This is a genomic window from Specibacter sp. RAF43 (genome assembly GCF_052114065.1).
GTDB lineage: Bacteria > Actinomycetota > Actinomycetes > Actinomycetales > Micrococcaceae > Specibacter.
In genome coordinates, this window is record NZ_JBFREA010000003.1 from 82,756 (window position 1) to 95,907 (window position 13,152).

The following is a 13,152-nucleotide window of genomic DNA, read 5'->3' on the forward strand; positions in this document are numbered from 1 at the left end:
CCCCTATCCCCTGGACGCCATGACGGACGACGACGTTTCCCCCTGGAGCGGTCCGCGCTCGCTGCCGCTGGTGCTGCCGCCCGGTCAGGACTACTTCGGGTTTGCCCGGCGCTCCGACGCGCGGGCGCTGCGGCTGGGACTGGTCCGGCGACCGCTCGTGGAAACGTTTCGGGACATCATCGCGTCGGAGGAGCCGTGGGCCGGCCGGCAGCTGGGCGCCGGGTTGAGCGCCGGGGATGAGGCGGACTTGGTGGCGGCCGCGAGAAGTTCGCCCAGGAGTTCCCCGTCGTCGACCGCCAGGCCGCGGGCGGTGAACCAGGCGCACATGTTGCGGCAGTCCCGGGCCAGCAGGTCCGCGGCCTGCAGATTGCCGGCGAGGTCCACGAGCTGGGGCAGGTCGATGACCACCAGGCGGTCCCCGGCGGCCAGGACGTTGTACGGGGACAGGTCCCCGTGGGCGAAGCCCATCCGGGCAAACGCCGTCATTGCCTCGACCATCTGGGCCCAGTAGTCCTGCAGCTGGTCCGGGCCGGGGTGGACGGACTGCAGGCGCGGCGCGGCAACGCCCGGATTTGCGGGGTCCGAAATGAACTCCATCAGGATCTCCGTGCCCGCAATCTGCACCGGATAGGGCACGGGGATGCCACATTGGTGGGCCATGCACAGGAACGTCCACTCGGCGTCGGCCCAGCGCGACGCCTCCACCTCCCTCCCGTAGCTGCTGCCGTTCTTGAGGGCGCGGGCATCCCGGGAGCGGCGCACCGAGCGGCCTTCGGTATACGCGGAGGAGCGGTGGAAGAGGCGCTGGTCCGCGCCGCGGTACCGTTTCGCGGCCAGCAGGGAACGGCGGGTTTCGGTGGCCCGCTCGAGGAGAAAGACGTCCGCCTCCTTGCCGGTTTTCAAGACGCCCAGCTCCGTGTCGATGGCGCCGGCGTCCTCGATGACAAGGTCCGGATAGGGCTTGGGGCCGCGCATGAGCTTCTCAAGCTCCGGCCAGGTGGACCAGCGCTGGTTCTCGGCAAGTGAGTCGTCGAGGATGTTCCAGTCGGTCCCCTTCATGGCACGGCTGCGCCGGATGGACTTCTGGGTGGCAACGGAGGGCGGTTCGAGGTGCTGCTGGTCAGCAGAATTCTTCATGGGTGACTCGACTCCTGTGGCAGGACAAGGTGATGTTTTGGGCGCGAAAAGCTGCAAAAGCATTCATGGTGTCCTCCTTGGGATCGAATCGGGCGAACCGGGAAACATGCAAGCACAGCCATCTGATCACGGTCGGGGCCGACCCGTCAATGATGGAATTTCACGCTTTCCACCCCGGTTCGGGGTGCGCCGTGCTTGGATGGAAGCAGACGCTCGAAAGGCGGTTCGCCAGGATGACCCGTGGAATTTACGTCAGTGCCACTACGCCCGGTTCCGGGAAAACGCTGGTCTCTCTGGGGCTGGCCGACGCCCTGCACCGGCACGCGGACAGGATCGGCTTCTTTCGGCCCATCACCTCCGGCACCGACCCGGAACGGGACCCCACCGTCACCATGCTCCGGCGCATGTTCAAGCTGGCGCCGGAAGTGTGCCGCAGCGCCCTGACGGGGGCCGAGGCCCGGGCGCTGCTGGCCGCCGGCAACCGGGCCGAGATCGATGCCCGCTGCGTGGAAACCTACAGCCGGATCGCCAAGGCCTGCGACGTCGTGATCGTGGAAGGCACGGACCTCACCGGCCAGGACGCCGCCGTGGAGTTCGACCTCAACGCCCGCCTGGCCAACAACCTGGGGCTGCCGGTGCTGGCCGTCGTTGGCGCCCGGGGGCTCAGTCCCGCGGAAACGGCCGACGCCGTCGATGTGGCCCGCAGGGAGCTGGTGGCGGCCAAGTGTTCGCTGCTGGCCATGATGGTCAACCGGGCCGACCCCGCCGCCGTCGCCGCCATCAAGGCCGCCGTGCGCCCCGGCGCCAGCAACCGCCCCGTGTATGTCATTCCCGAAATTGCCGAGATTGCCCGCCCCACCGTCGGGGAGGTCGCTGCCGCGCTGACACTGCACCAACTGGCCGGCAGCCCGGAGCTGGAGCGTGACATCCACGCCATCAAGGTCGCCGCCATGACCGTGGGCAACTTCTTGCACCTGCTCGAGGCCAAGGACCTGGTCATCGTCCCCGGCGACCGGGCGGACATCATGGTGGCCAGCCTGGCCTCGGCGTTCTCGCCCGATTTCCCGGTGCCCAGCGCCATGATCCTCACCGGCGGGTTGGCCCCGGACTCGCACGTGCTCCCTTTCCTGGCGCATGCCCCGTTCCCCGTTTTCGCATCCCCGGAGGACACGTTCACCGTCGCGCGGGCCGTCAGCGAGGTGCGCAGCGAAATTCATTCCGGACAGCGGCGAAAGGTGGCCGCGGCCATGGGGGCGTGGGCGCGCAATGTGGACGAGGCCGAGCTGTTGGAACGGGTTTCGCTGCCGCGCCCGGCCACCATGACGCCGCTGCGGTTCCTGCACGAGCTGATCGAGCGGGCCCGCAGCGACCGCAAGCACATCGTCCTGCCCGAAGGCACCGACGTCCGGGTGCTGCGGGCCGCTGAAATCCTGCACCGCCGCGACGTATGTGAGCTGACGCTGCTCGGCGATGCCAAGGACATCCTGGAACGGGCCGCCGCCCACGGCATCGACCTCAACGGTGTGGCGATCCTGAACCCGGAAACCTCGGAGCTGCGCGAACGCTTCGCGGCCGAGTACCAGAGGCTGCGGGCGCACAAGGGCGTGGAGCTGGCCCGGGCCCGGGAGGTGATGGCGGATGGTTCCTACTTCGCCACCATGATGGTCCAGCTGGGCCAGGTGGACGGAATGGTGTCCGGGGCGGCGCACACCACGGCAAACACCATCCGCCCCGCCCTGGAATTTGTGAAAACCCGCCCGGGCGTGCGCATAGTCTCCTCCGTGTTCCTGATGCTGCTGGCCGACCGGGTACTGGTGTACGGGGACTGTGCCGTCAACCCCGAGCCCAACGTGGAACAACTGGCGGACATTGCCATCGCCTCGGCCGAAACGGCCGCCCGGTTCGGCGTCGAGCCGCGCATCGCCATGCTCTCCTATTCCACCGGCGGCTCCGGCACGGGCACCGCCGTTGACCAGGTGCGCCGGGCCACGGAGCTGGTCCGCGCGGCCCGCCCCGACCTGCCGATCGAGGGCCCCATCCAATACGACGCCGCCGTGGATGCCTCCATCGCCGCCTCCAAGCTGCCCGCCTCCGCCGTGGCCGGGCAGGCGACCGTGTTCATCTTCCCGGACCTGAACACCGGCAACAACACCTACAAGGCCGTGCAGCAGTCCTCCGGCGCCGTGGCCGTCGGACCCGTTTTGCAGGGCCTGCGAAAACCCATCAACGACCTCTCCCGCGGCTGCACCGTGGAGGACATCGTCAACACCGTGGCCATCACCGCCATCCAGGCGCAGGGGACGTCCCTCCCGGACGCAGCCACCGAGCCGAAGGAATCCTAATGCGGGTGCTGGTCATCAACTCCGGGTCCTCCTCACTGAAGTACCAGGTGCGGGAGACGGGCACCAACACCATCGAGGCGCACGGACTGATCGAGCGCATCGGCGAGGGTGCCGGCGGGTCGGCCGACCACGGCGCGGCCATGGACCAGGTGGCGGCCGAGCTGGAAGGCGCGCCGGCCGGGAAGCCGCTGGACGCCGTCGGGCATCGGGTGGTGCACGGCGGGGAACGCTTCGGCGAGCCGGTGCTGATCAACAATGAGATCACCCGCGCCATCGAGCGGCTGAACCCGCTGGCGCCGCTGCACAATCCGGCGAACGTGCTGGGCATCCGCGCCATCACGGCAAAATGGCCGCACCTGCCACAGGTGGCCGTCTTTGACACCGCGTTCCACCGCACGCTGCCCGAGCATGCGTGGCGCTATGCGGTGCCGGATTCGCTGTACCGGCGGTACGGGATCCGGCGGTACGGCTTCCACGGAACCTCGCACGAATTTGTCACCACCCGGGCCGCCGAACTCCTGGGCGTCCCGCTGGAGAGGTTCAACGCCGTGGTGGCGCACCTGGGCAACGGGGTCTCCCTCACGGCCATCCACGGCGGGGCCAGCGTGGACACGTCCATGGGGTTCACCCCCCTGGAGGGGCTGGTCATGGGCACCCGCAGCGGCGACCTGGATCCGTCCATCCTCATCTACCTCCAGCGCACCGGGCTGGACGCGGATGAGATTGACACCCTGCTCAACCGCGAATCCGGGCTCAAGGCGCTCGCCGGCATCAATGACATGCGCGCCATTGTCGACGCCGCCGACGCCGGGGACCAGCGCGCGCAGATGGCGCTGGCGGTCGCCTCCTACCGGCTGGCGAAATACATTGGCGGCTACCACGTGGCCGTGGGCGGCGCGCAGGCCCTCGTGTTTACGGCCGGGATCGGCGAGAATTCCGCGGCGTTCCGAGCGCTGGTGGTCTCCCGCCTGGGTGCCTTGGGCGTCACGCTCGACGCCGGCGCGAACCGTGGGCGCTCGGGCTCGGCCCGGGTGATCAGCGCGGCCGGATCGGCGATCCCGGTCCTGGTGGTGCCCACGGACGAGGAGCGGGCCATAGCAGAAGCGACGGCCGCTGTCGTAAGCTCGATTCATGGCTGAAATCCCGTACCCGCTGACGACCGAGCGGCTGGTGTTGCGACGATTTTCCGTGGGCGACCTGGACGACTACTACGCCTATCAGCGGCTTCCAGAGACTGCCCGGTACCTGCTCAACGAGGCCCGCAGCTATGCCGAATGCATGGGGCGGATCGCCATGTATGTTGATGCGCCGTTTGACCGGGAGGGCCACTGGGCCAGTTTTGCGATTGAGCGTACCGACACGCCGGGGGTCGTGGGGGAGATCGCGTTGAAGTGGAGCGCCGGCTGGATGTCCCAGGACGGGGTTGGGCCCGAGCGCGTCGGGGAGATCGGCTGGACGCTGGCGCCCCAGGCACGGGGCCAGGGCCTGGCGACGGAGGCGGCCTTGGCCGTGCTCCAGCTGGCCATGGACGGGCTGGGCTTCCACCGGGTGGAGGCCCGCCTCGATGCCCGCAACAGCGCCTCCGCGGCCATTTGTGAACGGCTCGGCATGCAGCGCGAAGGCGTGCTGCGCGACAACATGTACCTCAAGGGCGAATGGACGTCCGAGGCCATTTATGCCGTGGTGCGCGGCTGACCCGCCGCCCCGCCCGGCGGCTGTGCCGGGACCACTGTCCCGGAACAACGTGATGGGACTCACGCGCAATGATCGGATATCGGCTTGAGATCTCCGGGCCCGCCCGGGCATCATGGAACGAAGCACCAAGCTGGTGGACGCAACGAGGCCACACCAGTAGGCCCGGCCCTCGCAACGACGCGATGGCCGCGACTTGATGAATGAGGCACCGAATGACGACGTTCGAATCCACCGACTCCGTATCGCTGAAAATCTGGGACCGGTCCGCCCTTGAGCGCACGCTGGACGCGGCGGTTCACGACCTTGCCACCCGAACCAACGCCCCCAAGCACCACATCGCGGTCACCTGCAGCGGGCCCAACACGTTCACGGTCAGCCTGAACCGCTAGCCCGCTTGCCGCAGTCGCGTCGCGCCGATCGCGTCCGCCAAAAACGCGTAGTCCCAGGCGCGGGTCTTCCAGCCTTCGTACCGGCCGGAGGCGCCGCCGTGGCCGCCGTCCATCTCGATCTTCAACACGATCGGCGCCGTGCCGGTGGACACCGAGCGCAGCGCCTGCACCCACTTGGCCGGCTCCACATACAGCACCCTGGTGTCGTTGAAGCTCGTGACGGCGGCGATCTTCGGGTAGGCGACGGCGCGCACGTTTTCGTACGGCGTGTACTCCTTCATGTACCGGTACACCTGCGGGTCGGTGATGGGGTTGCCCCACTCCTCCCACTCCAGCGCCGACAGCGGCAGCTGCGGATCCAAGATGGTGGTCAGGGCGTCCACGAACGGCACCTGCGCCACGACGGCGGCGTACTTTTCCGGGGCCAGGTTCGCCACGGCGCCCATCAGCAGCCCGCCGGCCGATCCGCCCATGGCGGCGATCCGGGCCGGATCCACCCAGCCCGACGCCGCCAGCCAGTCCGTGGCCGCCACAAAGTCGGAGAACGTGTTCTTCTTGTTCAGCTTCTTGCCGTCCTCGTACCAGTGCCGGCCCATCTCGCCGCCGCCGCGCACATGGGCAATGACAAACACCACGCCGCGGTCCAACAGCGAGAGCCGGGGCACGCCAAAGCCCGGGTCCATGCTGACCTCGTAGGAGCCGTAGCCGTACACCACACCGGCATTCGTGCCGTCCTGGGCCAGGTCCGCGCGGCGCAGCACCGACAGCGGAACGCGGGTGCCGTCCGCGGCCACGGCCCATTCGCGGGTGGCCACATAGTCCGCGGCCCGGTAGCCGCCAAGCACCGGCGTTTCCTTGCGCAGCAGCAGCTCCCCGCCCGCGGCGGCCGTGGGCGAAGCGCCCGTGGGCAGAACGTAGTCGTAGACGCGCGGCGGCGTGAAGTTGGACGTGTACACCAGCCGGATCACCGGGGACTCAAACTCGCTCCCACCCATGGACGCCGTGTACAGCTCCTCCGCAAAGACCGGCTCGACGGCGGCCGGCTGCTCCGCGGTGCCCAAACCTGCCAGCCCGCTCACCTGGATGCGTTCGATCGTGTCCTTGCGCAGCGAGACCACCATGTGCGTGGCCGTGACGGTGGCGCCGTTGATCCGCACGGAGTCGTCGTGGGGGATCACCGTGGCCCACCGCTGCCCGGCCACGGGCTTGGCGAATTCGGCCGTTTCGACCAGGGAGACCATGGAGTTCACGGCGTCCAGGTTGTGGGTCAGGAGCACCTTTTCGACGCCGCCGTGCAGGAACGGTTCGGCGTCGTAGAGGATGCGTTCGCCGCGCGGGATCAAGGTTCGCAGGCCCCCGTCCGGGTCCGCGAAGTTCAGGATGCGGGTTTCGCTGAACTCGGAGCAGCCGATGCTCACGACCAGGTGGCGGCGGTCCGCGGAGAGCCCGAAGCCGGTCCACATGGCGACGTCGTCCTCCTGGTAGAGGATCGCATCGTCCGCCACGGGGGTGCCCAGGACGTGGGCCCTGAGCTGGTACGGGCGCCAGGCGTCGTCGGCCACCATGTAGTACAGCGTGCCGCCGTCGGGGGAGAAGGCCAGTCCGTAGAAGACGTTTTCAATGACGTCCGGGAGCAGCTCGCCCGTGCGCAGGTCCAGGATCTTGACCGTGAAGAGTTCATCGCCGGCGAAGTCCGCGGCATAGGCGTAGAGGTTTCCGTCGCGCGTCACGGCGGCGCCGCCCAGGGAGAAGAACGGTCGGCCCTCGGCCTCGGCATTGCCGTCAAGGAGGACAACCTCCCCCGGCACCTCGACGCCGGGCTCAACCACCGGCGGAGTCCAGTCCTCGACGGCGCTGCCGTCGCCGTCGGCCCGCACCCGGCACTGGATGGAATAGGCCTGGCCCTCCACCATGCGCGAGTAGTACCACCAGCCGTCCTTGCGGCTGGGGACGGACAGATCCGTTTCCTGCGTCCGGTTCTTGATCTCGGTGAAGATGTCCTGGCGCAGCTGTTCCTGGCCGCCAGTGACGGCATCCGTGTAGGCCTGCTCGGCCTTAAGGTGCGCCAGGACGTCGGGGTTGTCCTTCTCGCGCAGCCACTCGTAGTTGTCCATGAACGTATCCCCGTGGTGCGTGCGGGCAACAGGCACCCTCTTGGCCACCGGCGGGGCCGGCAGGGCACCGGCCGGGGGCGACTGCGGGGCGGACGGGAGGGCGAGCGCATCGGAAGTGGTCATGGCTTCCACTGTATAGACGATGGCCCTCCCCGGCGCCCGAGTATGCCCACAGCGGAGCGGCAAAAGCGGCTTGCCGTGACGTGGCGGTTGACCGTGTGCCCCGCACATGGAATATTTATAGAACGAACGGTCGGTAAATTGGCGGCCGGGTCCTTGGCGGGCGGCAATTGCCACGCCGCACAGCACGTTCGAAGGGTACGTTCATGGCCACTGAAACACCGCAGGCATACCTGGTGGGCGGCGTCCGCACGCCGGTGGGACGCTACGGCGGAGCGCTGAGTTCCGTCCGCCCGGACGATCTTGCCGCTTTGACCATCGCCGAATTGGTCCGCAGGAGCGGCATTGACCCGGCGGATGTGGATGAGGTGATTCTGGGCAACGCCAACGGGGCCGGGGAGGAAAACCGCAACGTGGCGCGTATGGCGTGGCTGCTGGCGGGTTTCCCGGACACCGTTCCGGGCATCACGGTCAACCGGCTGTGCGCCTCCGGCATGAGCGCGATCACCATGGCCGGTCACATGATCAAGGCCGGGGCGGCGGACATCGTGGTGGCCGGCGGCGTGGAGTCCATGTCCCGGGCGCCCTGGGTGATGGCGAAGCCGGAGAAGGCGTTTGCGAAGCCCGGCGCGTCCTTTGATACGTCCATCGGCTGGCGATTCCCGAACCCGAACTTTCTCTCCGGGGAGCTCTCGCGCAACGGCAAGATGACGTTCTCCATGCCGGAAACGGCGGAGGAGGTGGCCCGCGTGTACGGCACCTCGCGGGAGGACTGCGACGCCTTCGCCGTCCGCTCCCACGAGCGCGCCCTGGCGGCCATCGCGGCCGGGCGCTTCGCCGAGGAGATTGTCCCCGTCACGGTCAAGGGACGCAAGGGCGCCACCGTCGTGGACACCGATGAGGGCCCCCGCCCGGGCACCACCGCGGAGGTCCTGGCCGGCCTGCGCCCGGTCGTGGCCGGCGGCACCGTGGTCACGGCCGGCAACGCCTCCACCCTAAACGACGGCGCCTCGGCCATCATCGTCGCCTCCGAACGCGCCCTCAAAAAGTACGGCCTGGTGGCCCGCGCCCGCATTCTGGACGGCGCCGCGGCCGGCCTGGCCCCGGAGATCATGGGCATGGGACCGGTTGCGGCCACGCGCAAGGTCCTCGAGCGGCAGGGGATCGACGTCGCCCGGTTGGGCGCCGTCGAACTCAACGAGGCGTTCGCCTCCCAGTCGCTGGCCAGCATGCGCGAGCTGAAACTCGATCCCGGCACTGTCAACAACGACGGCGGGGCGATTTCCCTTGGCCACCCGCTGGGCTCCTCCGGCTCACGGATCGTGATCACGCTGCTGGGCCGGCTGGAACGCGAGGCGCCCGGCGGGCTGGGCCTGGCCACCATGTGCATCGGCGTGGGCCAGGGCGCGGCCCTGCTGGTGGAGGGCCTGTGATGGCGTCCACTCCCGGGTCCGGTGCCGGGCAGGAGGCCGGGCCCGACGCCGGGTCCGGCCTGGATTCGGCGACTTTCACCACGTTGCTGGTCACCGAGGCGGCGGACCGCCTGGCCGTCCAGCTGTACCGGCCCGAGGTCCGCAACGCCATCGACCAGGCCATGGTGGAGGAGCTGCACGCCGTCTGCACGTACCTGGAGCGCACCCCGAAGATCCTGATCCTCTCGGGCATCCCGGCCGATGAGGCCGCCGGCACCAGGGGGATCTTCGCCTCCGGGGCGGACATTGCCGAACTGCGCGAGCGCCGCCGCGCGGACGCACTGGCCGGCATCAACTCGGCCCTGTTCGACCGGATCGCGAAACTGCCCATGCCCGTCATCGCGGCCCTCGACGGGTACGCGCTCGGCGGCGGCGCGGAGCTGGCGTACGCGGCGGACTTCCGCATCGGCACGCGCGCCCTGCGCATGGGGCAGCCCGAGACCGGGTTGGGCATCATGGCCGCGGCCGGCGCCACCTGGCGGCTGAAGGAACTCGTGGGCGAACCCGTGGCCAAGCAGATGCTGCTCGCCGGCAAGATCCTCACCGGGGAGGGCTGCCTGCGCGTCGGGCTGGTTACGGAACTGGTGGAATCCGCCGAACTGCTCACGGCCGCCCACGCGCTGGCCGAGCAGATCGGCGCCCAGGACCCGCTGGCCATCCAAACCACCAAACGGGTCTTCGCTGCCCCGCGCGAGGCCCACCCGGAGGTGGACAACCTGGCCCAGGCCGAGTTGTTTGAATCGCCGGCGAAGTTTGAGCGCATGCAGGCGTTCCTCGACCGAAAGAAGAAATAGACATGAGTAATCCGACGCCGCCCGCGGCCCTTCCCGCGAACCTGCCGTCCCGGATCGGGGTCCTGGGCGGCGGGCGGATGGGCGCCGGGATCGCCCACGCCTTCCTCATCCGCGGCTGCCAGGTGCTGGTGGTCGAGCGCGACGACGCCGCCGCCGCCGGGGCACGCGAACGCGTGGCGTCCGCCGTGGCCAAGTCCGTCGAGCGCGGCCTGGCCGGCCCGGTGGACGGGCACCTGGACCGGCTGCGGGTCTCCACCGACTACGCCGACTTCGCCGACCGGGACCTGGTGGTGGAGGCCGTCCCGGAAATCTGGGAGCTGAAGGTGGCCTCGCTGCGGGCCGTCGAGGCGGAACTGGGCGAGACGGCGATCCTGGCCTCCAACACCTCCTCCCTGTCCATGTCCGGGCTGGCGGCCGAACTTCAGCGCCCGCACAACTTCCTGGGGCTGCACTTCTTCAACCCGGTGCCGGCCTCCACCCTCATCGAGGTCGTCATCGCCAAACAAACCGGCAGCGCCCTGGTGACGACGGCGCGGGACTGGGTGGCGGCGCTGGGCAAGACCGCCGTCGTGGTCAAGGACGCCCCCGGCTTCGCCTCCTCCCGGCTCGGCGTGGCCATCGCGCTGGAGGCCATGCGCATGGTGGAGGAGGGCGTGGCCAGCGCGGCGGACATCGATGCCGCCATGGTGCTCGGCTACAAGCACCCCACCGGCCCGCTGCGCACCACCGACATCGTCGGCCTGGACGTGCGCCTGGGCATCGCCGAATACCTGCACGAAACCCTCGGGGACCGCTTTGCCCCGCCGCAGATCCTGCGCGAGAAGGTGGCCCGCGGCGAGCTCGGACGCAAGACCGGCAAGGGATTTTTCGACTGGGCCTGACCGGCCCGCACCACGACCAACATGGAAAGGACGGGGCGGCGATGACCACTGCAACGTTAATTGAAACGGTACCGAGCTACGTCCGGGACGCCTGGTGGACTCCCGCCGGCGGGGCCCCGGGCTCGGACGCCCGTGACGCCAGCACCGGGGAACTGCTGGCCCGGGTCTCAAGCGACGGGCTGGATTTGGCCGGCGCCGTCGAGCACGGCCGCACCGTTGGCCAGGCCGGACTGGGCCGGCTGACCATCCACGAGCGCGCCCTGAAGCTGCGCGAACTGGCCCAATACCTCAACGACCGCCGGCAGGAGCTCTACGCCGTCTCGGCCCAGACGGGAGCCACGAAGATCGACTCGATGGTGGACATCGACGGCGGCATCGGCGTGCTCTTCACCTTCTCCTCCAAGGGCCGGCGCGAACTGCCCAACTCCAACGTCATCCTCGACGGCCCGGCCGAGGTCCTCGCCAAGGACGGCTCCTTCGTCGGTGAGCACATCTACACCCGGATCCCGGGCGTGGCCGTGCAGATCAACGCGTTCAACTTCCCGGTCTGGGGCATGCTGGAGAAGTTCGCCCCGGCGTTCATCGCCGGCGTGCCCACCATCGTCAAGCCGGCCACCCCCGGCGGCTACCTGGCCGCCGCCGCCGTACGCGCCATCATCGACTCCGGCATCCTGCCCGCCGGTGCGCTCCAGCTGATCTCCGGCTCCGCGCGCACTCTGCTCGATGAGCTGGACTACCGGGACATGGTCTCCTTCACCGGCTCGGCCAGCACCGCCAATCTCCTGAAGAACCACCCGAACGTGGCCCGCGGCGGCGTCCGGTTCACGGCCGAGACCGACTCCCTGAACGCCGCCATCCTGGGCCCGGACGCCGTCCCCGGCACGCCGGAATTTGACGCGTTCATCAAGTCCGTGGTGACGGAGATGACCGTCAAGGCCGGGCAAAAGTGCACGTCCATCCGGCGCACCATCGTCCCCAACGAGCTGCGCGACGCCGTGATCGAGGCCATCGGCGCGCGCATCAGCGAGCGCGTGGTGCTCGGGGATCCCCGCGCCGAGGGCGTCACCATGGGTGCGCTCGCGTCGCTGGAGCAGCTGGCGGATGTCCGCGCCGCCGTCGAGACCATGATCGCCGCCGGCGGCGAGCTGGTCTACGGCACCCTTGACGCCCCCCAGGTGACGCGCGCGGACGGGACCGTGGCCGCCGTCGCCGATGGCGCGTTCATGTCCCCGGTGCTGCTGAGCTGGGCCGACGCCCAGGCCCCCGAGGTGCACTCCCTCGAGGCGTTTGGCCCGGTCTCCAGCGTGATCGGCTATGACACGCACGACGGCGACGTCTCCGAGGCGGTTCGGCTCGCCGCGCTCGGGGCCGGGTCCCTGGTGGCCACCGTGTGCACGAACGATCCCGCCACGGCCCGGCAGCTGGTGACGGGCATCGCCGCCCACCACGGTCGCGTGCTCGTGCTCAACCGTGAAGACGCGCGCACGTCCACCGGCCACGGCTCGCCCGTGCCGCACTTGGTGCACGGTGGCCCCGGCCGGGCCGGCGGCGGCGAGGAGCTGGGCGGCATCCGCTCCGTCAAGCACCACATGCAGCGCACCGCCATCCAGGGTTCGCCCAACATGCTCACCGCCGTGACCGGCGTGTGGCACACCGGCGCGGACCGCGTCACGGCCGGCGATCCCGAGTTTGGCGCCGTGGCCGGGACGGTGCACCCGTTCCGGAAGTCGCTGGCGGAACTGCACATCGGCGACGCGTTTGCGTCGGGGTTGCGGGAGGTGACGCTGGAGGAGATCACGGCGTTCGCCAACTCCACGGGTGACACGTTCTACGCCCACACCAACGCCGCGGCCGCCCAGAAGAACCCGTTCTTCCCGGGCATCGTGGCCCACGGCTACCTGCTGGTCGCCTGGGGGGCGGGACTGTTCGTGGAACCGGCCCCGGGCCCGGTGCTGGCCAACTACGGCCTGGAGAACCTGCGGTTCATCACGCCCGTCGCGGCCGGGGACTCCATCCGGGTGACGCTCACGGCCAAGAAGATCACCCCGCGCGTCACCGACGAATACGGGGAGGTTTGCTGGGACGCGATTCTGCACAACCAAAACGGCGAGACCGTGGCCACCTACGACGTGCTGACGCTGGTGGAAAAGGAAGATACCCTCTACGCATAAAGGGGCAACGGGCTCTTCGATTCCGCGGAATCGAAGA

10 protein-coding genes are annotated in these 13,152 nt (G+C 69.3%); 8 read left to right on the plus strand and 2 right to left on the minus strand.

The window, feature by feature from the left end:
* Window positions 1-90: 90 nt before the first annotated feature.
* Window positions 91-1,137, minus strand: coding sequence for a serine protein kinase RIO (locus tag AB4Y80_RS02765; protein WP_442211786.1), 1,047 nt, complete (start codon window positions 1,135-1,137; stop codon window positions 91-93).
* A 233-nt stretch (window positions 1,138-1,370) separates the two neighbouring features.
* Between AB4Y80_RS02765 and pta the strand changes: the two genes are divergently transcribed.
* The 4 genes from pta (at window position 1,371) to AB4Y80_RS02785 (ending at window position 5,563) form a co-directional block, all read left to right on the plus strand.
* Window positions 1,371-3,479: a phosphate acetyltransferase gene (pta, locus tag AB4Y80_RS02770; protein WP_442211787.1), complete on the plus strand. Its 2,109-nt coding sequence runs from the start codon at window positions 1,371-1,373 to the stop codon at window positions 3,477-3,479.
* Window positions 3,479-4,618, plus strand: a complete 1,140-nt coding sequence (locus tag AB4Y80_RS02775; protein WP_442211788.1) for an acetate/propionate family kinase — start codon at window positions 3,479-3,481, stop codon at window positions 4,616-4,618. The genes pta and AB4Y80_RS02775 overlap by 1 nt, the downstream gene beginning before the upstream one ends.
* Window positions 4,611-5,174: a GNAT family N-acetyltransferase gene (locus AB4Y80_RS02780; RefSeq protein ID WP_442211789.1), complete on the plus strand. Its 564-nt coding sequence runs from the start codon at window positions 4,611-4,613 to the stop codon at window positions 5,172-5,174. The genes AB4Y80_RS02775 and AB4Y80_RS02780 overlap by 8 nt, the downstream gene beginning before the upstream one ends.
* Window positions 5,175-5,386: 212 nt before the next feature.
* Complete coding sequence (locus AB4Y80_RS02785) at window positions 5,387-5,563, plus strand: hypothetical protein (protein WP_442211790.1); 177 nt, start codon at window positions 5,387-5,389, stop codon at window positions 5,561-5,563.
* Here AB4Y80_RS02785 and AB4Y80_RS02790 read toward each other — a convergent pair.
* Window positions 5,560-7,800 (minus strand): S9 family peptidase, encoded by a 2,241-nt coding sequence (locus AB4Y80_RS02790; protein WP_442211791.1) that lies wholly within the window; start codon window positions 7,798-7,800, stop codon window positions 5,560-5,562. The genes AB4Y80_RS02785 and AB4Y80_RS02790 overlap by 4 nt on opposite strands.
* A gap of 203 nt (window positions 7,801-8,003) precedes the next feature.
* On the opposite strand from AB4Y80_RS02790, the gene AB4Y80_RS02795 reads away from it, so the two are divergent.
* From AB4Y80_RS02795 to paaZ, 4 genes are read left to right on the plus strand one after another with little or no spacing between them, the layout of a single operon-like run.
* Window positions 8,004-9,230 (plus strand): thiolase family protein, encoded by a 1,227-nt coding sequence (locus AB4Y80_RS02795; RefSeq protein ID WP_442211792.1) that lies wholly within the window; start codon window positions 8,004-8,006, stop codon window positions 9,228-9,230.
* Complete coding sequence (locus AB4Y80_RS02800; RefSeq protein WP_442211793.1) at window positions 9,230-10,063, plus strand: enoyl-CoA hydratase/isomerase family protein; 834 nt, start codon at window positions 9,230-9,232, stop codon at window positions 10,061-10,063. Before AB4Y80_RS02795 ends, AB4Y80_RS02800 begins: the two co-directional genes overlap by 1 nt.
* Before the next feature lie 2 nt (window positions 10,064-10,065).
* The gene (locus AB4Y80_RS02805) at window positions 10,066-10,944 is read left to right on the plus strand and encodes a 3-hydroxyacyl-CoA dehydrogenase family protein (RefSeq protein WP_442211794.1); all 879 of its coding nucleotides are present in this window, start codon (window positions 10,066-10,068) and stop codon (window positions 10,942-10,944) included.
* A 41-nt stretch (window positions 10,945-10,985) separates the two neighbouring features.
* Complete coding sequence (gene paaZ, locus AB4Y80_RS02810) at window positions 10,986-13,115, plus strand: phenylacetic acid degradation bifunctional protein PaaZ (protein ID WP_442211795.1); 2,130 nt, start codon at window positions 10,986-10,988, stop codon at window positions 13,113-13,115.
* Window positions 13,116-13,152 lie beyond the last annotated feature (37 nt).

Bases quoted from the DNA above. Each gene is read 5' to 3' on its own strand.
- AB4Y80_RS02765 (WP_442211786.1), bottom strand. From the start codon at position 1,137: ATGAAGAATTCTGCTGACCAGCAGCACCTCGAACCGCCCTCCGTTGCC.
- pta (WP_442211787.1), top strand. From the start codon at position 1,371: ATGACCCGTGGAATTTACGTCAGTGCCACTACGCCCGGTTCCGGGAAA.
- AB4Y80_RS02775 (WP_442211788.1), top strand. From the start codon at position 3,479: ATGCGGGTGCTGGTCATCAACTCCGGGTCCTCCTCACTGAAGTACCAG.
- AB4Y80_RS02780 (WP_442211789.1), top strand. From the start codon at position 4,611: ATGGCTGAAATCCCGTACCCGCTGACGACCGAGCGGCTGGTGTTGCGA.
- AB4Y80_RS02785 (WP_442211790.1), top strand. From the start codon at position 5,387: ATGACGACGTTCGAATCCACCGACTCCGTATCGCTGAAAATCTGGGAC.
- AB4Y80_RS02790 (WP_442211791.1), bottom strand. From the start codon at position 7,800: ATGACCACTTCCGATGCGCTCGCCCTCCCGTCCGCCCCGCAGTCGCCC.
- AB4Y80_RS02795 (WP_442211792.1), top strand. From the start codon at position 8,004: ATGGCCACTGAAACACCGCAGGCATACCTGGTGGGCGGCGTCCGCACG.
- AB4Y80_RS02800 (WP_442211793.1), top strand. From the start codon at position 9,230: ATGGCGTCCACTCCCGGGTCCGGTGCCGGGCAGGAGGCCGGGCCCGAC.
- AB4Y80_RS02805 (WP_442211794.1), top strand. From the start codon at position 10,066: ATGAGTAATCCGACGCCGCCCGCGGCCCTTCCCGCGAACCTGCCGTCC.
- paaZ (WP_442211795.1), top strand. From the start codon at position 10,986: ATGACCACTGCAACGTTAATTGAAACGGTACCGAGCTACGTCCGGGAC.